This window comes from Micromonospora cremea, assembly GCF_900143515.1.
Classification (GTDB): Bacteria; Actinomycetota; Actinomycetes; order Mycobacteriales; family Micromonosporaceae; genus Micromonospora; species Micromonospora cremea.
In genome coordinates, this window is the sequence record NZ_FSQT01000001.1 from 1,464,810 (window position 1) to 1,484,191 (window position 19,382).

19 protein-coding genes and 2 pseudogenes are annotated in these 19,382 nt (G+C 70.5%); 6 read left to right on the forward strand and 15 right to left on the reverse strand.

Features of this window, described 5'->3' with window-relative positions; translation table 11 throughout:
• The first annotated feature begins 323 nt into the window (after window positions 1-323).
• Entirely contained in the window at window positions 324-749 is a 426-nt protein-coding gene (locus BUS84_RS06595) for a hypothetical protein (RefSeq protein ID WP_074309656.1), read from the forward strand.
• Window positions 750-1,218: 469 nt separating this feature from the next.
• Here the strand turns inward: BUS84_RS06595 and BUS84_RS36560 are convergent.
• The 8 genes and pseudogenes from BUS84_RS36560 to BUS84_RS06640 form a co-directional block, all read right to left on the reverse strand.
• Window positions 1,219-2,066, reverse strand: a pseudogene (locus BUS84_RS36560) (IS5 family transposase).
• Window positions 2,067-2,483: 417 nt separating this feature from the next.
• Window positions 2,484-3,602, reverse strand: a complete 1,119-nt coding sequence (locus BUS84_RS06610) for an IS630 family transposase (RefSeq protein ID WP_074308194.1) — start codon at window positions 3,600-3,602, stop codon at window positions 2,484-2,486.
• An 86-nt stretch (window positions 3,603-3,688) separates the two neighbouring features.
• A pseudogene (locus BUS84_RS06615) lies at window positions 3,689-5,020 on the reverse strand (low temperature requirement protein A).
• A 114-nt stretch (window positions 5,021-5,134) separates the two neighbouring features.
• Entirely contained in the window at window positions 5,135-5,491 is a 357-nt protein-coding gene (locus tag BUS84_RS06620) for a VOC family protein (protein ID WP_074312222.1), read from the reverse strand.
• Window positions 5,492-5,882: 391 nt separating this feature from the next.
• Window positions 5,883-6,452: a YcxB family protein gene (locus tag BUS84_RS06625; RefSeq protein ID WP_074309660.1), complete on the reverse strand. Its 570-nt coding sequence runs from the start codon at window positions 6,450-6,452 to the stop codon at window positions 5,883-5,885.
• Window positions 6,453-6,850: 398 nt separating this feature from the next.
• Window positions 6,851-7,771 (reverse strand): NAD-dependent epimerase/dehydratase family protein, encoded by a 921-nt coding sequence (locus BUS84_RS06630; protein ID WP_074309662.1) that lies wholly within the window; start codon window positions 7,769-7,771, stop codon window positions 6,851-6,853.
• Window positions 7,772-7,803: 32 nt separating this feature from the next.
• Complete coding sequence (locus tag BUS84_RS06635; protein ID WP_143728258.1) at window positions 7,804-8,649, reverse strand: CPBP family intramembrane glutamic endopeptidase; 846 nt, start codon at window positions 8,647-8,649, stop codon at window positions 7,804-7,806.
• Window positions 8,650-8,686: 37 nt separating this feature from the next.
• Complete coding sequence (locus tag BUS84_RS06640) at window positions 8,687-9,430, reverse strand: SAM-dependent methyltransferase (protein WP_074309664.1); 744 nt, start codon at window positions 9,428-9,430, stop codon at window positions 8,687-8,689.
• A gap of 100 nt (window positions 9,431-9,530) precedes the next feature.
• Here BUS84_RS06640 and mug point away from each other — a divergent pair, with 100 nt between their 5' ends.
• Window positions 9,531-10,106, forward strand: a complete 576-nt coding sequence (mug, locus tag BUS84_RS06645) for a G/U mismatch-specific DNA glycosylase (protein WP_143728259.1) — start codon at window positions 9,531-9,533, stop codon at window positions 10,104-10,106.
• Here the strand turns inward: mug and helR are convergent.
• The 3 genes from helR to BUS84_RS06660 form a co-directional block, all read right to left on the reverse strand.
• Window positions 10,103-12,253 carry an RNA polymerase recycling motor ATPase HelR gene (gene helR, locus BUS84_RS06650; protein ID WP_208869633.1) on the reverse strand — a complete coding sequence of 717 codons (2,151 nt, stop codon included), beginning with the start codon at window positions 12,251-12,253 and terminating at the stop codon, window positions 10,103-10,105. The two genes, mug and helR, sit on opposite strands and share 4 nt — an antisense overlap.
• A 253-nt stretch (window positions 12,254-12,506) precedes the next feature.
• Window positions 12,507-13,028 carry an SRPBCC family protein gene (locus tag BUS84_RS06655; protein WP_074309673.1) on the reverse strand — a complete coding sequence of 174 codons (522 nt, stop codon included), beginning with the start codon at window positions 13,026-13,028 and terminating at the stop codon, window positions 12,507-12,509.
• Window positions 13,025-13,387: a metalloregulator ArsR/SmtB family transcription factor gene (locus BUS84_RS06660; RefSeq protein WP_074309676.1), complete on the reverse strand. Its 363-nt coding sequence runs from the start codon at window positions 13,385-13,387 to the stop codon at window positions 13,025-13,027. The genes BUS84_RS06655 and BUS84_RS06660 overlap by 4 nt, the downstream gene beginning before the upstream one ends.
• Window positions 13,388-13,552: 165 nt before the next feature.
• Between BUS84_RS06660 and BUS84_RS06665 the strand changes: the two genes are divergently transcribed.
• The gene (locus BUS84_RS06665) at window positions 13,553-14,683 is read left to right on the forward strand and encodes a calcium:cation antiporter (RefSeq protein WP_208869535.1); all 1,131 of its coding nucleotides are present in this window, start codon (window positions 13,553-13,555) and stop codon (window positions 14,681-14,683) included.
• 39 nt (window positions 14,684-14,722) lie between these two features.
• Here BUS84_RS06665 and BUS84_RS06670 read toward each other — a convergent pair whose 3' ends face one another.
• Together BUS84_RS06670 and BUS84_RS06675 are read right to left on the reverse strand one after the other, a co-directional pair.
• On the reverse strand, window positions 14,723-16,003 hold the full coding sequence (locus tag BUS84_RS06670) for an RNA polymerase sigma factor (RefSeq protein ID WP_074309678.1): 1,281 nt from the start codon (window positions 16,001-16,003) through the stop codon (window positions 14,723-14,725).
• Window positions 16,004-16,006: 3 nt separating this feature from the next.
• On the reverse strand, window positions 16,007-16,399 hold the full coding sequence (locus BUS84_RS06675) for a YciI family protein (RefSeq protein ID WP_244298546.1): 393 nt from the start codon (window positions 16,397-16,399) through the stop codon (window positions 16,007-16,009).
• Window positions 16,400-16,695: 296 nt separating this feature from the next.
• Here BUS84_RS06675 and BUS84_RS06680 point away from each other — a divergent pair, with 296 nt between their 5' ends.
• Window positions 16,696-16,905, forward strand: coding sequence for a hypothetical protein (locus tag BUS84_RS06680; protein ID WP_074309682.1), 210 nt, complete (start codon window positions 16,696-16,698; stop codon window positions 16,903-16,905).
• A 4-nt stretch (window positions 16,906-16,909) separates the two neighbouring features.
• Here the strand turns inward: BUS84_RS06680 and BUS84_RS06685 are convergent, their stop codons facing one another.
• Window positions 16,910-17,287: a hypothetical protein gene (locus BUS84_RS06685; protein ID WP_244298407.1), complete on the reverse strand. Its 378-nt coding sequence runs from the start codon at window positions 17,285-17,287 to the stop codon at window positions 16,910-16,912.
• Window positions 17,288-17,455: 168 nt separating this feature from the next.
• Between BUS84_RS06685 and BUS84_RS06690 the strand changes: the two genes are divergently transcribed.
• Window positions 17,456-18,199 carry a neutral zinc metallopeptidase gene (locus BUS84_RS06690; RefSeq protein WP_074309685.1) on the forward strand — a complete coding sequence of 248 codons (744 nt, stop codon included), beginning with the start codon at window positions 17,456-17,458 and terminating at the stop codon, window positions 18,197-18,199.
• 84 nt (window positions 18,200-18,283) lie between these two features.
• Window positions 18,284-18,973, forward strand: a complete 690-nt coding sequence (locus BUS84_RS06695; RefSeq protein ID WP_280175127.1) for an HAD family hydrolase — start codon at window positions 18,284-18,286, stop codon at window positions 18,971-18,973.
• A gap of 16 nt (window positions 18,974-18,989) precedes the next feature.
• Here the strand turns inward: BUS84_RS06695 and BUS84_RS06700 are convergent, their stop codons facing one another.
• Entirely contained in the window at window positions 18,990-19,367 is a 378-nt protein-coding gene (locus BUS84_RS06700; RefSeq protein ID WP_074309686.1) for a carboxymuconolactone decarboxylase family protein, read from the reverse strand.
• Window positions 19,368-19,382: the final 15 nt, after the last annotated feature.

The window sequence follows — 19,382 nt, forward strand, 5'->3', positions numbered from 1 at the left end:
TTCTGTCCCGACGGCGGGAACCCTTTGGTCCTGGCCCCGGGCCACCCGGGCTCCCGCCGGCCATCAGTCACCAAGACCGGATCAATGCCCCTGTGATCGAGGAGCGGGAGCGGCTACTGCCGCCGCTGTTCCTACCGCCGGACGTTACCCCCGATTGGGCCACGTCGCGGAGGATCCGGAGGTGGTGCTGGCCGGATTTCCGTCGCGAGGGTCCGTGGCCCGCTGCCGGTGACGAGTGGTTCGGTTGCGGTCCAGCAGGCGGGACAGCGCTGCTTCGTTACGGTCCACGCTACAAGCACCTGGCGGAGTGACATGCATCAAATGTGCTGCTCGTGGTCGAGGTCGCCGATGAAACCACGATCCAAGATCTCAATGTCAAGGCGAAGCGCTACGGCCAGGCTGGCTACCCGGTCTACCGGGTGGTCACGGCGGTGACGATCTACGAGGTGCACGGGGCCCGGCTCGACGGGTTACCGGACGCGCGTGGCGTACCGCCATTGGGAGCGCATCCCGGCCCCGTACGTGCCTGCGAGACGCTGCCGAGGCCGTTCGTGCTGCCGCCTGCCGGCCATCCGCGGCGGGGCCTGCTTCGGCTGCCGCAGCCGACTGGGTGGGGAGCAGGCCGAGGGATCCAGCGGCCGCTGCGCCCCATCGCGGCGGCCGAGGTCGAAAGAAATCTCCGCCGGGAGTGCGGCGGCGTGGACGAGGTGTTCGCCGTCATGGTCCCTGCCTATCTGTGCGACTTCTAAGCAGGCCGATCGCGGAGGCGTAACCGAGCAGCAGCCCCCGCGAGTTGTTCCGGCAGAAGCCACCGCGGCTTCGGGTCGCGGCTCCACACCAGGCAGGCGCTTGGAAGAGCGACCAGAGCACGACCGCACCCGACAGCAGGTACAGCACTCCAGGACCCACCTGGGTCGTCCACCAGGCGGTGAGCAGCAAGGCCAACGCGACAAGGCCCCAGTACCGGCGAAGGATCTTCATGTGCGATCAGTAACGTATGCGCTGCTGTTCGTAAACAGGACCGACTAAAGCCGACACCTCATCGGGCCGTCCCTGGGCCGTCGCGGGGCCGTTAGAGGCCGACAAAAGCTAACCATCGACGACCATTAAAACCCGAAGAAACACCAGGTCAGCCACCATGTGACGGCGGCTGACCTGGCGGGCGACGGGCGAGTAAACCTGTACGCCGGATTCGCTGGCAGCTCGGACTTAGAGGTCCTAACAAAGTCGTACGACGTGTCGGTACGTGATGATGCAGGTGGCCAGGGCGAGGAAGGCTTCGTGGATGTCGTCGCGGCGTTCCCATCGGATGCGTAGCCGTTTCATGCCGTGGTACCAGGCGATCGTGCGCTCGATGACCCACCGGACCGTTCCCAGACCGGAGCCGTGGGGTTGGCCGCGGCGGGCGATGCGCGGGCGGATGCCCTTGGCCCGTACTGCCCGGCGGTACTTGTCGTGGTCGTAGGCGCGGTCGCCGAAGAGTTGGTCGGGGCGGCGACGCGGTCGGCCGCGGCGGCTTCGTACCGGCGGGATCTTGTCGATCAGCGGGAGCAGTTCGGTGACGTCGTGGCGGTTGCCGCCGGTCAGCGACACGGCCAGGGGGATGCCGGCGCCCTCGGTCAGGACGTGGTGCTTCGAGCCCGGGCGGGCGCGGTCGACCGGGCTCGGGCCGCTTTTGGGCCACGTCGGGCGGCCCGCACATGGGAGGAGTCGATCACGGCGCGGGACCAGTCGAGCTTGCCGGCTGCCTGCAGTTCGGCCAGCAGCAGTTCGTGCAGGCGCTGCCACACCCCGGCCCGGTTCCACTCCTCCAGCCGCCGCCAGCAGGTCATTCCGGACCCGAACCCCAGTTGTTGGGGCAGGAACTCCCACTGGATGCCGGTGTGCAGCACGAACAAGATCCCGCACAGCACCTGCCGGTCCGGGATCCGCTTGCGTCCCGGGTGCCGAGGGTTGCGCTCGGGCTTGGGCAGCAGCGGCTCGATGCGCTGCCACAGCCCGTCCGGCACGATCCACGGCGGCTGCTCGCCACGCCTCACGGCACGACATCGTAGATCACCCTCCACAAGGGACGAAAGGCCTAGAGATCATTTTGTTAGGACCTCTTACGGCGGTCGGTATTTCGACGACACGCGGCGCACGGCGGAACCAAGATCATGCCGTTTCCAGGCCGTCAGAGGGGAACCCGCAGCACCCAACGCTGACCATCAATGCCAGGCGTAACAGCAGCTCACGAGGTAAACAGTCCGCTTTGATCGACTACGCCCCCGCCGTTGATCAATACAACGCCAAATAGTCGGGGCAAGTGCCCTGACCTGCACTGCAAGCTTGTCTGAGGGTTACCGAAGCATGCCTCTTCGGCGCACGAGCCTCTGCCGCCCAAGGCGACGAAGGGCTGCACTGCGGTACTGCTTCACGCAGAGCAGACCTTCAACAATGACACCTCCGGCTAGTGCCCTGACCACAAACGTTCGCCGGGTTGGTTAGGCGGCCTTGGCTGCGGGGTGGCCCCAGCGGTGTTGTCGTTCGCTGCGGACGCGTGCGCGTTCGCGGCGTTGAGCGGTCAGGACGTCGGGGTGGCGGGCGTTGGCGTTGCGCCAGCGTAGGTATTGATGCAGGTGGCGACCGAGGGCGACGTGGTTTTGGTGGTCGGATCCGGCGATGACGAAGGTGCGCAGCGGGCCGAAGTGGGCCTCGATCGGGTTGGCCCAGGATGCGTAGGTCGGGGTGAAGCAGAGCTCGACCTTGTTCCGGGTCGCCCACTGCCGGATGGCGGCGCCTTTGTGCGCGGACAGATTGTCGAGGATGACGTAGATCGGGGCGCCGTCCGGCCGTTTCGCGCGGATCGATTTCAGGGCGGCGAGGGTGTTGGCCGCGGATTTCTGCTGGTGGATGACGCCGAACATGGTGTCGTCACCGACGGAGTAGCAGCCGTGGAACTGCCGGACGCCGTGCAGTTTGTGGTAGTTCGCAGGCAGCCGGTCCGGATGGTTTTTGCGCTGCCATCCGGACCCGGCCTGCGGTCGGATCGCCAGCGGCCCGAACTCGTCGAACGCGAACACCCGGTGCGGGAAGTGGTGCATGACGTGCTCGATGCGGGCCAGTTTCGCCTCACGTTGCGGGTCGTTCGACTCCTTCCACGTCTTCGTGCGCTGGAAGGTGATCTCGTGTTTGCGCAGGAGTTGCCGCAGTCGTTCGCGGCCCACCAGGACGCTCCGGTCGGGGTTGGTGGCCAGGTACTCGGCGAGTTTGCGGATACTCCAGCGGGTGAATGGGCGCCGGAGTTTGGTCGGGCGGGTGTTGGCCGTCGAGACGATGAACTGCTCGTCGTCAGGACTGATCTGGCGGGGACGGCCACCCGCCCACTGAGGGTCCAGGCTGGGCATTCCCATCTCGTTGAACCGGTGAATGACACCACGGACGGAGTCCTCGTCGGCTTGGACCAGCCGGGCGATGACCGGCACGCTGTTGCCGCCGGCGGAGGCCAGCACGACCATCGCCCGGCGCAGCCGGACCGCTGAACCGGTCCCGCGACGCACGAGGCGTTGCAGCTTCTGGCCTTCTGGATCGCTCAATCGGCGTACTCGAACGGGTTCTGCCACCTACACAGCCTTGACCGGCCCCGGGTCCACGCAGCGGACCCGGCCCGGTGTGTCACCCAACCCGGCCAACGTTTGTGGTCAGGGCACTAGCCGGGTGGTGACGGCGGCTCGGACGGGCGTCTGCGGGCGCGGGCCGCGTCGGATATGGCGATCCCGGTCAGGACGAGGGCAGCAGCGGCGGCGACCACGACTGGCGGCAGCGGGAGCATCGCCGGCGTCAGGGCGGCCAGCGCAAGGACGCCGATCGGTCGGGACCGGGACACGCGGCCGAATACCGCGTGCTCGAAGCGGGCGCGCCCGACCAGGTACAGCGCGGGTCCGCCGAGGATGACGGCGATCCAGGCCGGTGGGGTGTGCCCGAACGGATGGGCGATGACAAGTTCGTCGCCGACGGCCACAGCGACCACGCCGGCCACCATGGCCAGGTGGGCGTATGACGCCGATCCGGCGAGGCGGACCGGGTCGGCAGACACGGCAATCGCTTCCGCCAGGACCTGCCCGGCGCGGTAGATGTAGATTCGCCACAGCAGCACGGTGGTCGCCATCGACACTGCGAACGCGGCGACCCCGCCCGGCGCGAAACCGCTGCTGCTCAGCGCCAGTCCGGTAACCAGGATCAGCTCGCCGAGCGCGATGATGAAGAACTGTCGGTAGCGCTCGGCCAGGTGCTCGCCCGAGATCACAAGGTCTTGACCGGGCAAACGGCCCGCCCCCGGGGTGGGGAAGCCGATTCTGCCTGCCGTGTGGTCAAGGACCACCGCGAGTGCCCACAACGCGCCACGCGCCGTACCGTGCACGAGCGCCCCCGCGATCCACGGCAGCGTCGACAGGCCTTACCAGAACAGCCCGCGCACGGCGTTGCGCTGCAGCTGGTGACCACGCAGAACGGCCATGAGGACGAGCCCGCGGCCGAGCTGGACGGCGACGTAGGCGCCCGCGAAGATCAGGCCCGTCTGGCCGAATGCCTCGGGTACCGCGGCCGCCATCACCAGGCTGCCGACCATGGTCGCGATGACCAGCGCCTGGATTACCGGTCGTTGCGGGTCCGTCCGGTCGGTTAGCCACGCGGTGCTGGACCAGACCCACCACAAGGCCCCCAACAGCACCAACGTCCGGAAGGCGCCGCTCCACCCGAGATCCTCGGCCAGGCCGCGCGAGAGCTGAGCGAGCGCGAGGACAAACACCAGATCGAAGAAGAGTTCCAGGAACGTGGCCCGCTGCGGATCCGCGGCTTTCCGCACCAGCTCGGCCGTCCTGCTCGTCGTCATCGGCTCGCCCGTTCTGCCAGCTCTGCTCCAGGTTTGGGTGCATTCTGACATGCGGCAGCGGCGGTGACCGCGGACGTGCTGCCTCGGGCTGGATCGAGCGACCCGCGTTACACGGACGGGCGACGGTCGAGGCCGGTGAGTTCCTTTCATCCGTTGACGCGGGTTCGGATTAGCTCGTCCACCTTGGCCAAGCGTCGGCCGGTGCTACAGAGGGCGGAGTGCCATCCAGGTCCTGATACCGATATTGAGGATCGGCCGTCCGGATCAGTTCACGCAGAGGCAGAAGGGGTGACCTGCCGGGTCGAGGAAGACCCGGAAGGACGTACCGGGCTGGTGCGAGTGTTTGGTGGCGCCAAGATCGAGCACGGCCGCCTCGGCGGCATCGAGGTCGTCAACGATCACATCGAGGTGCATCTGCTGGGGCGGCTCCTGGGTTGGCCACACCGGCGGCGTGTACCCATTTACCTGCTGAAAGGAGATGCACTGACCGTACTCCGCGCGAACCTCGGCCCAGTCGGAGGAGACGTCGACCTTCCAATCCAGCATCGCGCCGTAGAACCTCGCGAGCGCACCAGGATCGGGGCAGTCGATGACGATGCTGGGGGAGCGAGCGATGGCCATGCTGGCCATGGTACGGGCGGTTGCGGACGATTCACGTCCCGATTGGGTCGGCGACATGCGGCGCCGCGGCTCGCCGAGACGTCCGTCCTGCCGCGAGTCGCGCGCGCGACGTGACTCCAGCGATCATGTCAGTCCAACGTAGGCCGGTGGTGGCAACTAATGCTAACCATGACTAGTCCCGGTCCAGGTCAAAGCGTGTCTCGTCCAGTTCGGATGCCGCGCCCCGCAGGGGCATCAATACAACGCCAACTGACGGCGGCAGGTGTTTTGACCTTCACCTCGGGTGGTCCAGAGGGCCGCTGAAGCATGAACTGCTCAGTCTGGCTCGTGGATGTCCTCGGGTGGAGCCGCCCAGGTGCGCGGGTGTTCCTGAACGGCGCTGGGCTGGTAATCAAGCGCGCCGGTGGCAGTGGGTCTCGAGCAACGACCGTAGCCGCGCGGGATCGCCGGTCACCAGGCCGCGCTTGGGCAGCACGAGTACCGCCGCACCAAGCCGCTCAGACGCGCGCAGAACGAACGACCGTTCCGTCTCGACATACCGCAGGTATTGGGACCACGCGGCTGTTTCGCTCCGGCTTGCGCTGGTGAGACGTAACCCGGTGTCATCCACGGCGGCTTGGATGGGCTCGGACAGCCAGGGATTCCCGCGCATGAGCAGGTGTACCTGCCAGCGATAGATCCAGCGGGCGGCGACCAGGAGCCGAAACAGCAGCAGGCCGAGCCCGATGCCGACGAGAGCCACCGCGGCGAGGGCTGCGACGTCAGCCGCCGACATGGCCCGGGATCCGTCGGAGGAGATGAGCCCAGGGAGGAGCCCGACGAGCGCGGCGACGATCAGTACCGGGACCAGCCAGGGACGCCGGACATGGCGCCGGTGGGCGATGAAGCCGTCGAGCCAGTCGTCCTTGGTGAGGGTGTAGCTGAGTTCGACCGGGTCGACGGTGACTTGCTCGGATGACATGGGAGGGCAGTGTATTCCCGGCGTCCCGTCCGTCTGGCGGATGGGTATGCCCGGTCGGCCATCGTCGACAAACTCCAGCGGCCGGGCATGAACACAGTCCGAAAGTCCAGGACTACGAAGACCTCGATCGGCTCTGCGACATACGCGGCCCGAGGGAGTCATCGTCGAGCTGGCCGAGCGGATCGGTACGGGCGCCGCAGCGGCGGTGACGGCCAGAGGCAGGTTCTAGGAATCGCGCCTGAGCCCAGCCATCGCCACCGAAGAAGGAGAACCACCAGAAGGACCTGGGGAGGGCAACCGTTCACCGCTGGTGCACGAGTTCGTCGACATCGCCGAGCGGTAGTCCCAGACGGCAGACCCCTCGCCTTCGGAAAGGCCCTGAGTATCGGCACTCGTCGCTACGGAGTCGCTGTGTCGGCGAAGGTTTCGCGGAGCGCCGGGTCCAGTGATCGGCCGGTCGTCGGCTCGATGAACAACTCGGCGAGCAGGAGGTCGGCGAGGTGGGCCGGGTTGACGCCCGACTCCTTGCGGCTCAGGGCCTGCAGCGCGCCGCCGAGTCGTAGGGAGGCCTTGACCGCGCCGGCCGGCAGGCGGGCGACCCGGCGACGTCGGCCGACCGCCTCGGCGATGCGCGCGATCATGTCGTTCCACGTGAGGTTCTCGTCAGCGACCGGAATGTCCTCACCGCGGGCCTGTTCGAGAGCGTCCACCGCGACCTCGGCCACGCTGCGCGCCGAGGCCGCCGCGGTCCCGCCGGCCGGGACGGCCAGCGGTGTCCGTGACCGTGCCCAACGGTCCAGCGGACCGGACCAGTTCGGTAGCCGGTCGCCGGCCCGGCCGAAGACGAAGGGCAACTCGAGCACGGCAACCGGCAGATCCGGGCCGGCGGCCGCCCGTCCCTCCCGGGCCCGCTCCACCCGGCATCGGATGTACGTGTGGCGGGCCGCGAGCCGCCACTGCGGACGCAGCCGGTCGAAGTAGGTGTAATACGAGCCCATGACCACACCGCGCGTGAGACCTTCCAGGCGGCCGGCCGTGAACAGGTTCACCACCGGCTCGACGTTGTCTCGGCGGAACGTCGGATAGATCGGCTTGCGTAGCGGTCGCTGCTCGTCCGTGCGGGTCGCGTACACCACCCCGTCATGACCGGCGACCAACGACCGCAGCTCGTCGACCGACGCAGACCCGACATCGATCAGATGATCAACACCGGGGCGGGCGGTACGCGCCACCGTCGTCGCGGCATGACCTCGCTCGCGCAGCACGTCCACGACATGGGCGCCGATCAGACCACTTCCACCCACCACGAGAATTCGCACGCCGAATCGTCCACTCTGGAGACCGCTGCTTGTCAAGTACGGATCGGATCCGGTTCCAGGGCCTGCCAGTTCAGGCGGCCCCGGTGCAGACGTTCCACGGCCATCCAGCCGAGAGCGAACGGCACGCCGCCCAGCGCGACGAGCCCCAGGACGTCAGCTCCGACCACGTCGAAGACGGCGCCCACGTCTCCGAACAACTGGGCGACGGTCTGGAAGGCGAGGTGGAAGCCGATGCCCGCCCAGATGTCACCGGTGGCGACGCGGAAGGCACCGAGGAAGAGAGCGAAAACGAAGAAGAGGAGCAGTCGGTCGGCGGAGGTGGCGGCGCCGACGAGGAACCCGAACAGGGTGAACAACACGGCCTGCCCGATGACGGCCTGCCAGGCCGGCAACCGGGTGGCGAGGTTGCGTTGCAGGTAGCCGCGGAAGACGAGTTCCTCCGGCAGCGCCTCGTAGAGCAGGACGAGCACGACCAGGAGTGCCGCCACCCGAAGGGCGTCCGCGGCGGAAGTGCGCGGGCTGATCTCGACCCAACCGAAGCCGAGGCAGAGCGCGAACCCCAGGGCGGCGGGCACGAGCCAGCAGGCCATGCCGAGCAGCAGGGGCCGCCATCCGGTGCGCAGGGAGGGCAACCCGAGACCGGTCCAGGGCCGCCGGTCGAGCAGCCGGCGGGCAACCACCACCAGGGGTACGACGAGCAGCGTCGTGAGGATGGCCCTGGCGACATGGGTCGGACGGTCGTAGTCACGGCCGAGCAGGGCACCGTGGTAGACGAACAGCCACACCAGCACGGTGCCGGCGAACACGATGAGGATTCGCCACGGCAGAGCGGGGCGTGCGTCGCGGGTTGCCCGGGGGTCGCGAGGTCGACCGCTCACCGCGCTCACCGTAGCCACCGAGGTCAAGGACGGGCCGTCAGCGACCGAGGACGAGGTACGTGAGGCCGAGGACTCCGCGATAGACCGTGAGGTACTGGTGCAGCCGGTCGTCGAGTTCCGCGCGGACCTCCGCCGCACGGGGGTCCTCCGGGTACGTCAGCAGCCACTCCTGCCGGCCGGCGAGCCAGGTGGACTCGAAGTCGTCCCACTCCCGTTGGTCGGCGGTGCTCAGGTGCAGGACCCGCCAACCGCGCTCGCGCGCCGCCTCGATGAGGCCTGGCAGATCGGTGACCTCCGCCCCGAAGATCTGCTCCGCCTCCCTGCTGGGGGGACGGTCCCAGTACCCCTCGCCGAACAGCAGCCGTCCACCCGGCCGGACCACGGCGGCGAGCGCGTCGAGGGCTGCACCGGTGCCGCCGAAGGCGTGCGCGGAGCCGATGCACAGGACCCGGTCGGCCGGCTCCTGCCAGGCCGCAGCTTCCCCCATCACGAACGCGACGTGCCGGTTCAGTGACCGGCCTGCGGCCAGCCTCCGTCCCCGGGCCAGCGCGGCGTCGTCGGTGTCGACGCCGACGCCCCTCGTCGCGACCGGTCCGGCGACACCGCCCGCGGCGACCGCTCTGAGCAGCAGCTCGCCCCAGCCGCAGCCGAGGTCGAGCACGCGCGAGCCGGGGCGGACGTCGAGCCGCTGAAGCAGCAGCGACGCGTGCTCCTCGGACAGTGGAGTGTTCCAGCGCATTCGGGCGTAGCGGCTGGTGGCGAGGTGGTCGATTGACTGCATCCGTTGAGGGTGTCAAGTCGTGATCGAGGGCGCACGTCCGGGCCGCCCCGCGCGCCGGAAGCCGTGATCGGGCGGCGGGCCGTACGGCAGGATCGGTGGGGTGGACACGGGCGAGCGGGGGCACGTCCGGCGGCCGACCCCGCAGGAGGTGGCGGCGGCGGCCGGCCGGGGACTGGTGGATGTGATCGGTCCCGGCCTGCGGGTGCTGTTCTGCGGCTTCAACCCGGGTCTCTACTCCGCCGCCGTGGGAGAGCACTTCGCCCGACGGGGCAGCCGCTTCTGGCCGGCCCTGCACCGCTCCGGCTTCACCGACCGGGAGCTGCACCCGTGGGAACGCGACGAGCTGCTGCGGCAGGGCGTCGGGATCACCAGCCTGAGCAACCGGGCCACCGCCCGCGCCGACGAGCTGACGTCGACGGAGCTGGTGGCCGGGGTGGCGGGGTTGGCGGTGAAGGCCGAGCGGCACCGGCCGCGGTGGGTGGCCATCCTCGGGGTGACCGCGTACCGGATCGCCTTTGCCCGGCCCCGGGCCGGGCTGGGCCCGCAGCCGGATCGGCTGGGCCTAGCCCGGGTCTGGGTGCTGCCCAACCCCAGTGGCCTGAACGCGCACTTCCCGTTGCCGGCGTTGACCGCCGAGTTCGCGGCGCTGTACGAGGAGACGCTCCGTCGTCCTTAGGGCGTGGCGCTCGTGAGGATGACGAGTTGCTGGGTCGCGCGGGTCATCGCGACATAGCGGTCGACCGCTCCATCGATGCCGCTGCCGAACGCCTCTGGGTCGACGAGGACGACCAGGTCGAACTCGAGCCCCTTCGACAGCTCCGGGGTCAGCGACCGGACGCGGGACGTCGTCGGGACGGTGGGATCACCGATGACGCAGGCGATGCCGTCGGCGTGCGCGGCGAGCCAGGTGTCGAGGATCGAGCTCAGGTCCGAGGCAGATCCGTGTACGACGGGGACGTCGCTGCTGCGGATGGACGTCGGCACGTTGGCATCGGGGAGCGCGGCCCGGATGACCGGCTCGGCTTCCGCCATGACCTCCTTCGGCGTCCGGTAGTTGATGCTCAGGGAGGCCAGGTTGACCCGGTCGAGCCCGATCCGCTCGAGCCGTTCCTGCCACGACTCGGTGAACCCGTGCCGTGCCTGGGCGCGGTCGCCGACGATGGTGAAGCTCCGGGACGGGCAGCGGAGCAGCAACATCTGCCACTCCGCGTCGGTCAGTTCCTGAGCCTCGTCCACGACGATGTGCGCGAACGGGCCGGCGAGCCGGTCCGGCTCGGCGCTGGGCAGTGCGGCCTCGTCGACCAGGGCGTCCTGGAGATCCAGTTGGCGCAGGCTCGACAGCACACCTTCACCGTCGTCATAGGTGTGGGCCTCAATCAGCTCGTCGATGACCGTGGCCCTGCGCTCCCGTTCAACGGCGACCGCGGCGTCGTGCTGGCGGTTGCGCCGTGACGCCTCCGGGTCGCCGAGCCGTTGCCGTGCCGCGTCCAGGAGCGGAAGGTCGGACACCGTCCAGGCCCGGGCCTCGCCGCGCTGGAGCTTCCGGACCTCGTCCGGGGTGAGCCAGGGCGCGCACCTGCGCAGGTAGGCCGGCACGGACCACAGGTCTCCGACGAGGTCGGTGGCGTCGAGCAACGGCCAGGCGCGGTTGATCGTCGTGAGCAGTTCCCGGTTCTGCAGCAGTGACCTGCGGACCAGGTCGTCCGGCTCATCGCCGTCGTACTTGTCCATCAGGATCGTGAGCAGTTCCTCCCAGATCTCGTCACGGGCCTCGTTGTGCGGGGTGCCCGGTCCCGGCGCCCGGAACGCCTCGGCCCAGTCGTCGGCGTTCAGCCTGATGTCGGTGTCGCCGGCCGTGACCGTCATCGGCCCGGGCGGCGGCTCCTCGTAGAACCTGACGGCCGCCTCGATCGCGTTCACCAGGTCCGCGGACGACTTCAGGCGGGCCACGTCCGGGTCGGTCTCGATGGTCGCCGCGGCGCCCTCGGGCACGAGGTCCCGCAGAGTGCAGGTCTGCACGTCCTGCTCGCCGAGGCTGGGCAGGACGTCGCCGACGTAGGCCAGGTAGGGCTGGTGCGGACCGACGAACAGCACGCCGCCGCGGCGTTGACCGAGGCGAGGGTCCGAGTAGAGGAGGTAGGCGGTGCGGTGCAGAGCGACGACCGTCTTGCCCGTACCCGGGCCGCCGTCGACGACGAGAGCGCCCCGGGACCCCGCTCGGATGATGGCGTCCTGGTCGGCCTGGATGGTGCCGAGCACGTCCCGCATCCGGGTCGACCGGCTGCCGCCCAGGCTGGCGATGAAGGCGGACTGGTCGTCGAGCGCGGCGTGCCCCTCCAACCCGTCCGGGGTGAACACCTCGTCCCAGTAGTCGCTGATCCGGGCGCGGGTCCAGCGATACCTGCGGCGGCTCGCCAGACCCATCGGGTTGCCGTGGGTCGCGCCGAAGAACGGTTCAGCCGCGGGGGAGCGCCAGTCGAGCAACAGCCGACGACCCGTGCTGTCCGTGAGGCCACGTCGTCCGACGTACACCGGCTCGGGGTTGTCGGCACTGACCATGCGTCCGATGCACAGGTCCAGACCGAAGCGGCGCAGTGCGCGTAGGCGAGCAGTCAGCCGGCGGACGTCCATGTCCCGGTCCACCGCCTGCCGGCCCTTGCCGCCGGGCGCCCTGCGCGCGGCGTCGAGACGGTCGGACAGCTCGGCGAACAACTCCTCGAGGCTCTCCGCGAGGGCCGCGAAGTGCCGCTCGTCGCGGGCGACCAGCGCCGGGTCGGCCTTGGGGGAGAGATGGTCGGGAAGGTCAAAGACACTGGTGGTCAGGGGGCTCACGCATCGGCTCCGATCTGAGGTCGCGGGCAACCGGGTACTCCGGATTTCCGCAGGTCCTGGCCTCGGTCGGCGATTCTGCGGCATCACCCGGGTCTTGCCGCAAGCCCCCCGGTGCGCTATACGTTAGAAGTGGCAGGGAGTGGGTTCGCCTCCTTTCCATTGATCGTCCGCAGTGGCGGACACTCTCCTCGCTCAGCTGAGGCGCGCTGGCGCGCGGCGTCACGTCGCGAGGTTCGCCAGGACCTCAGGCGGGCTGGGCGGAGTCGGGGGTCTCCCGGGCGAGTGCCTGGTAGTACGGCTGCATCGCGGGGTGATAGTCGTCGAACTCGGGCCGGGGCGAGCCGTCCCGGGAGGCGACGAGCATGTCCAGGTAGTACTCCCAGCCGGCGCCCACCTCGGCGATGCCCTCCACGCTGGTGAGGTGCTGGACGAACCGCAGCTCGGTCGTGCCGTCCGCCTCGGACAGCTCCATCTCCAGCAGCCAGGTGCCGTAGCTGTCTTTCATCGATACGGCGAGTCGCCGCTGCGGTTCGCAGGCGTCGATGTGGACGTCGCACCAGGGCTGCTGCTCCTCGTACGCCATCTGCACCCGGATGGTCCGGCCGGGCGCGGCGTCGCCCTCCCACGGGCCGAACCAGCGGGCCGTGCGCTCCGGTTCGGTCAGGCTGGCCCACACGTCCGCCGCCGGGGCACGGAACGTCCGGGTGAGGACGAGATCGTGGCCGGTGGCGGTGCGAAACAGTCGTCCGGCGGGTGTACGGGTCATGCCGTGTGCTCCCTTCGGTACTCCGCCGGGCCGCCGCTGCGGCGGTCCCGGCGGGTTCGGTAGACCTCGGTCTCCAACGCGTCGAGGTGCCGCTCCCACCGGTCGGCGGTGACCAGCCCGGCGAGCCAGTCGACCAGTTCGGCGAGCGGACCGGGATCGAGGCGGTAGATCCGCTTCCGGCCGACCAGGTCGTCGCGGACCAGCCCGCTCTCGCGCAACACCCGTAGATGTCGGCTGATCGCGGGTCGGCTGATCGCGAACCGCTGGGCGATCTCGCCCGCGGCCAGCGGCTCGTCGCGCAGCATGGTCAGGATGCGCCGCCGTACCGGGTCCGCGATCGCGGTGGCCACCTCGTTCACCCCCGAAGCGTAACCGATGAGTTACGGTTCCGCGCGAGCAGGAAGCCCTGGGCGGACTTCTCGTTACGGCCGGCTGTGGGTGGCGTCGATGCGCTCGGAGATCATGACGCTCGACGGTGGTGGGCAGGATCGGTCGCCCCAAACGGCTGCGTCGATGGTGGGCACATGATCACCCGACCTGGCAGTCTTTACGGCGTGGCCGCCCTGCTTCGCTCCCGAGTGACCGACTGGACCGTCGCCGTACCCGTGCTCGCCGTGCTGGTGCTGCTCGTGACATGGGGGCGGGAGTTACCCGCGCCCGTCGTCGTGGTGGTGGCGGCGTTGCTGGGTGGCGCGGTGCTCGCGGCGGTGCACCACGCCGAGGTGGTCGCCCACCGGGTCGGTGAGCCGTACGGGTCGCTGGTGCTCGCCGTCGCGGTCACCGTGATCGAGGTCGCCCTGATCGTCACGCTGATGGTAAGCGGCCCGGAGAAGACCCAGTCGCTCGCGCGGGACACCGTTTTCGCCGCGGTCATGATCACCTGTAACGGGATACTCGGCCTGTCCCTGCTGCTCGGAGCGCTGCGCCGGCGGGTGGCGGTGTTCAACCCGGAGGGCACCGGCGGGGCGTTGGCCACCGTGATCACCCTGGCCACCCTGAGCCTGGTCATTCCGACGTTCACCACGGCCCGGCCGGGTCCGGAGTTCAGCCCGGCCCAGCTCGTGTTCGCCGCCGTCGCGTCGCTGGCGCTGTACGGGCTGTTCGTGCTGGTGCAGACCGGCCGGCACCGCGACTACTTCCTACCGGTCGACAGCCAGGGCCGGGTGATAGACGCGGAGGAGCACGCGAAGCCGCCGACCACCCGTGCGGCGCTGGTCAGCCTGGGACTGCTGCTGGTCGCGCTGGTCGCGGTGGTCGGCGACGCCAAAACCGTCTCCCCGACCATCGAGGCCGGGGTTGCGGCGGCGAACCTGCCCCACGCGTTCGTCGGCGTGATCATCGCGCTGCTGGTGCTGCTGCCGGAAACCCTGGCCGCCGCCCGCGCCGCCCGCCGAGACCGGGTGCAGATCAGCCTGAATCTCGCGCTCGGCTCGGCGATGGCCAGCATCGGCCTGACCATCCCGGCGATCGCGATCGCCTCGATCTGGTTGGACGGCCCGCTGCTGCTGGGCCTCGGCGGCACCCAGCTCGCGCTGCTCGCGCTCACCGCGGTGACCGCGGTGCTGACCGTGGTGCCGGGCCGGGCCAACGTGTTGCAGGGCGGCGTACACCTGGTGTTGCTGGCCGCGTTCGTCTTCCTGGCCGCCAGTCCCTGACCCGTGCGTGAAGGAAGGGCCCCTTGTTGACGCCAGGCGTTAAGAAGGGGCCCTTCCTTTCCCGACCGGCGGTGCGTCGTCCGCCAGCCGGTCCGCGCGGGCGTTCAGGTAGCGCTGCTGCGCCAGGTTCGTTGACCATGCCGCCGCCATCCGGTACGCCTCGCGCGCCGCGACCCGTTCCCCGAGCAGTTCCCACAGGTGGGCGCGGGCGGCCGGTAGGCGGGGGTCGTCGGCCAGCCGGGTGTCGTCGGCCAGCTCGGCGAGCAGTGCCAGCCCGGCCGGCGCGCCCCGGCTCATCGCCACGGCCACCGCGTGGTTGAGCGCCACGACCGGGTTGTCGGAGATACCCAGCAGCACCTCGTACAGGGCGGTGATCTGTGCCCAGTCGGTGGCCGCCGCGCTGGGCGCCTCGTCGTGCACGGCCGCGATGGCCGCCTGGAGCTGGTACGGCCCGACAACCCCGCGCGGTAGCGCCGCGGTGATCAGGGCGACCCCTTCGGCGATCTGGTCGACGCGCCACCGGCCGCGGTCCTGCTCGGCCATCGGCACCAGCTCGCCGTGCGGGCCGATCCGGGCCGGGGCGCGGGCGCCGGTGAGCAGCATCAGCGCGAGGAGTCCAGTCACCTCGGGATCGTCCGGCAGCAGGCGGTGCACCAACCGGGTCAGCCGGATCGCCTCGGCGGTCAGGTCGCCGCGCAGCAGGCCGGAGCCGGCGGTGCGCGCGTACCCCTCGGTGAATATCAGGTACAGCACGTGCAGCACGGCGGCGAGCCGGTCGGCGCGCTCCGGGGCGGTGGGCGGCGCGAACCGCAGCCCGCTGGCCCGGATCCGCTGTTTGCCCCGGCTGATCCGCCGGGTCATCGTCGCCTCCGGCACCAGGAAGGCCCGGGCCACCTCGGCGGTGCTCAACCCGCCCACCGCGCGCAGTGTGAGCGCGATCTGCGAGGCCGGCGAGAGCGCGGGGTGGCAGCACAGGAACAGCAGGATGAGTGTGTCGTCGGCGTCCGCCGGTGGCCGGTCGGCGGCGGACGCCTGCCGCTGCTCGGGCAGCACCCACCGCGCCACGGCGTCCTCCCGCCGCATCCGGGCCTGCTCGCTGCGCAGCAGGTCGGTCAGCCGGCGGGACGCGACGGTGATCAACCAGCCCCGGGGATTCTCCGGTACGCCGTCGCGTGGCCAGCCGCTCGCCGCGGCGATCAGCGCCTCCTGGACGGCGTCCTCGGCGGTGTCGAAGTGCCCGTAGCGACGCACCAGCGCGCCGAGGACCTGCGGCGCCAGCGCACGCAGCAGGTCCTCGACCGGTGGAGTGCTGGCCGGCATCGCTCAGCCAGCCAGGTCCTCGACGCCGTCCAGAACCGGCCGCACGTCCACGTACCCGCCGGGGGCGTCCGGGTCGACCAGGCCGGCGGCGATCTCGGTGGCCCGGTCGAAGCTGGCGCACTCCACGATGGTGTAGCCGGCCAGCACCTCCTGCGTCTCCGGGTACGGGCCGTCGGTGACCACCGGCGCGCCGTCGCGCACCTGCACGCGGCGGGCGTGCACCGGCTCGCTGAGCCCCCGGGCGTCGACCAGTTCCCCGGACTCGGCGAGCGCCTGGTGGTACGTCTCCATGTGCTTGTGCATGGCCGCGATCTGCTCGGCCGACATGGCCGGCCGGTCGGTCGCCCGGCCGATCAGCACGTCGTAGTCCTGCTGCGAGCCGTAGAGCAGGATCATGTACTTCACGGTGGTCCCTCCTGTTCCGGCGCCGCGACGGCGCCGCTTCACCAGAGACGTCGAAGCCATTCCCCCCCACCCGGACACGCTACGACCCCCAACCCCACCCACCCCCGCACCGCACCGCGCACCGCACACCGCGCGTCGATCATGAAGTTGTTGTCACGACACGCCGCGCCACTCGGCAATAACTTCATGATCACCGGCGGGAGCGCGGGGCGCGGACGGCGCGGAGCGCGGGCGTGGGCGTGGGCGTGGGGGACGGTGTTGTGGTGGGGGGTGGTTAACGTGGCGGGATGACGACGGTGTGGGTGGTGGTTGGGGTCTTCGCCGCGGCGGGGGGTGCGGCGTTCGGGGTGGTGGTGTGGCGTGACCGGGCCCGGTTGCGCTCCGCCGACGACGATGCCGCCGGGCGGGACGCCCGGGCCATCCAGCACCGGTACGAGGCCGAGAGGCACGCCGACCAGGGCGACCTGTGGCAGCGTGGCCGCGACAGCACAGGTTGACCGGTCACTGCCCGTAGGAGAGTCGCAGCCGGTTGTTGATCAGGTAGTTGAGCCGGTGTCGCAGGTATCCGAGGGTGCTCTCGCCCGGCAGTTCCCCGTCGGTGGTGAGCGTCCAGCGCAGCGCGCAGTCCCGGCCGGGCGACGCGGGAGCCAGGTCGAAGCGGATCCGGTCGAGGGGCCGGTGCGGCCAGAGCGACGACCAGATCAGCAGCACCGGCGCGTAACCCGCCATCACCCGGGGCGCCACCTCGTCGTCGCGCAGCTCCAGCCACGGCCGGCTGCCGGCCTCGTACGGGTCGCGCAGCGAGCGCCACACGATGTGCGGCGGGGCCGGCTGGCTGCGCCGGCGGCTGCCCAGCACGTGCAAGACGACCCTCCTCACCGGACGGCGACATCCGCCCCGGCCCATTGTGGCCGTTCGACGCCGACTCCGTGAACCGCGCCTGAGCCGTGAACCATCCGGTGGCCACGCGCGTGAATGAGGTGGTGGGCATGGCGGCCGTGTCGTCGGGGTACTGCCTAGCTCAGCACGGACGCCAGGGGAGGCACAGTGGCGGCACGATCAGGACGCGATGCCCGGGGTCCACTGGCGGGCCTGCTGATCGCCGCGCTGGTGTCGGTCGCGTGTGCCGGCGGTGGGCTGGCCGAGCCGGAGGGTGAGGGCCCGGCGCCGAGCCGGTCGGCGGCCTCGCCGGGGCCGAGCACCACCCGGGCCGACGGCACCACCAGCGTGGCCGAGTTCGAGCAGGACGTCGCCGACGCCCAGGCAGTCGCCGAGCGGTACTGGGCGGCCCAGTTCAAGGCGTCCGGGCAGCGCTTCCAGCCGATCCGGCGGATCGCCCCGTACCAGCGGGCGGGCGAAGTGTCCTGCGGTGGCCAGCCGCTGCCGCGCAACAACGCGGTCTACTGCTCCCAGGGCGACTTCATCGCCTACGACATTGCCTGGTCGGTGGCGGCGTTCCGCCAGGTCGGCGACGCGTTCGTGTTCTACCTGCTCGGTCACGAGTACGCCCACGGCATCCAGGTGCGGCTCGGCATCAACTACAGCTTCACCATCCAGCAGGAGTTGCAGGCCGACTGCATGGCCGGGGCGTACCTCGGCGACTCGGTGCGCTCGCGCGACCTGAGTCTGGCCGAGGGTGACCTGGAGGAGTTCCGGGAGGGGGTGGCGGCGGTCGGCGACGACCCGGACCAGCCGTGGTTCGCCGAGGGTTCGCACGGCACCGCCGGGCAGCGCACCGAGTCGTTCTTCCGCGGCTACGAGCGCTCCCTGGAGGCCTGCGACCTGGGCTGAGCGGGTTGCCCGCGTCACCCCGGCGCCCGCCGCCGCCACCGGCGGCGGCCAGCCCTGGCAGGATCGCCGGTGTCGGCCACGACCCTGGAGGATCCGCTGAGCAGCCATCACCCCGCCGCCGTTCTCTTCGACATGGACGGCACTCTGGTCGACAGCGAGAAGCTGTGGGACGTCGCACTGCAGGAACTCGCGCGGGAGTACGGCGGCGAGCTCTCCGACGCCGCCCGCCGGTCGATCGTCGGCACCAGCATGGCCGACTCGATGCGCATCCTGCACGACGACCTGGGCCAGCCCGAACGGGACCCGGAGGCCAGCGCGGCGTGGATCAACGTCCGGATCCTGGAGCTGTTCCGCACCGGGCTGCGCTGGCGTCCCGGAGCGCTCGCCCTGCTGCGCGCGGTCCGGGCGGCGGGCATCCCCACCGCCCTGGTCACCTCCAGCGGCCGACCACTGGTCGAGATCGCCCTGGACACCCTCGGCCGGGACAGCTTCGACGCGGTGGTCTGCGGCGACGAGGTGGTCGCGGCCAAGCCGCACCCGGAGCCGTACCTGACCGCGGCCCGGCTGCTGGACGTGCCGATCGGCCGCTGCGTGGCGATCGAGGACTCGCCGACCGGGGTGGCCAGCGCGCTCGCCGCCGGCGCGGCGGTGCTGGCCGTACCCGCGGAGCCGCTGCCGAGCAGGCCCGGCGTACACCAGTTGGAGAGCCTCACCGGCGCGGACCTGGAGCTGCTCGCCGCGCTGCTGGTCGACCGGGCCGGCGCGACCGGCTGACCGGAACCGGCGCGGGTCAGGGGCGCTCGGCGAAGACCGCCGCGACCACCTGGTAGCCGTCGAACGCCCGGGCGGCCCCCGCGTACGCGGCCAGGTGGATGAACACCTCGACGATCTCCTCCTTGGTCACCCCCGACTGCAGGGCGATGCGCAGCTGGCCGCGCAGCGGCTCGTGGGTGCCGAGGGCGGCGGCGATCGCCACCGAGACGAGGCAGCGGCTGTGCAGGTCCAACCCCTCCCGGGGCCATGCCTCGCCGAAGGTCTGCACGGTGGCGAGGCGGCGGAAGTCCTGCCCCACCGGCGGCTCACCGTCGCCGAGGGGCAGTACGAGCGGCTGACCGAGCAGCCGCTCGGCGTTGTCCAGTGCCCGCTGGTAGGCATCCTGATCGGTCATGTCACCCCTTTGGCG

Excerpts from the sequence above, each read along its gene's own strand:
- BUS84_RS06620 (WP_074312222.1), bottom strand. The coding sequence starts at position 5,491 with ATGGCCATCGCTCGCTCCCCCAGCATCGTCATCGACTGCCCCGATCCT.
- BUS84_RS06625 (WP_074309660.1), bottom strand. The coding sequence starts at position 6,452 with ATGTCATCCGAGCAAGTCACCGTCGACCCGGTCGAACTCAGCTACACC.
- BUS84_RS06640 (WP_074309664.1), bottom strand. The coding sequence starts at position 9,430 with ATGCAGTCAATCGACCACCTCGCCACCAGCCGCTACGCCCGAATGCGC.
- BUS84_RS06655 (WP_074309673.1), bottom strand. The coding sequence starts at position 13,028 with ATGACCCGTACACCCGCCGGACGACTGTTTCGCACCGCCACCGGCCAC.
- BUS84_RS06665 (WP_208869535.1), top strand. The coding sequence starts at position 13,553 with ATGATCACCCGACCTGGCAGTCTTTACGGCGTGGCCGCCCTGCTTCGC.
- BUS84_RS06670 (WP_074309678.1), bottom strand. The coding sequence starts at position 16,003 with ATGCCGGCCAGCACTCCACCGGTCGAGGACCTGCTGCGTGCGCTGGCG.
- BUS84_RS06675 (WP_244298546.1), bottom strand. The coding sequence starts at position 16,399 with ATGATCCTGCTCTACGGCTCGCAGCAGGACTACGACGTGCTGATCGGC.
- BUS84_RS06680 (WP_074309682.1), top strand. The coding sequence starts at position 16,696 with ATGACGACGGTGTGGGTGGTGGTTGGGGTCTTCGCCGCGGCGGGGGGT.
- BUS84_RS06700 (WP_074309686.1), bottom strand. The coding sequence starts at position 19,367 with ATGACCGATCAGGATGCCTACCAGCGGGCACTGGACAACGCCGAGCGG.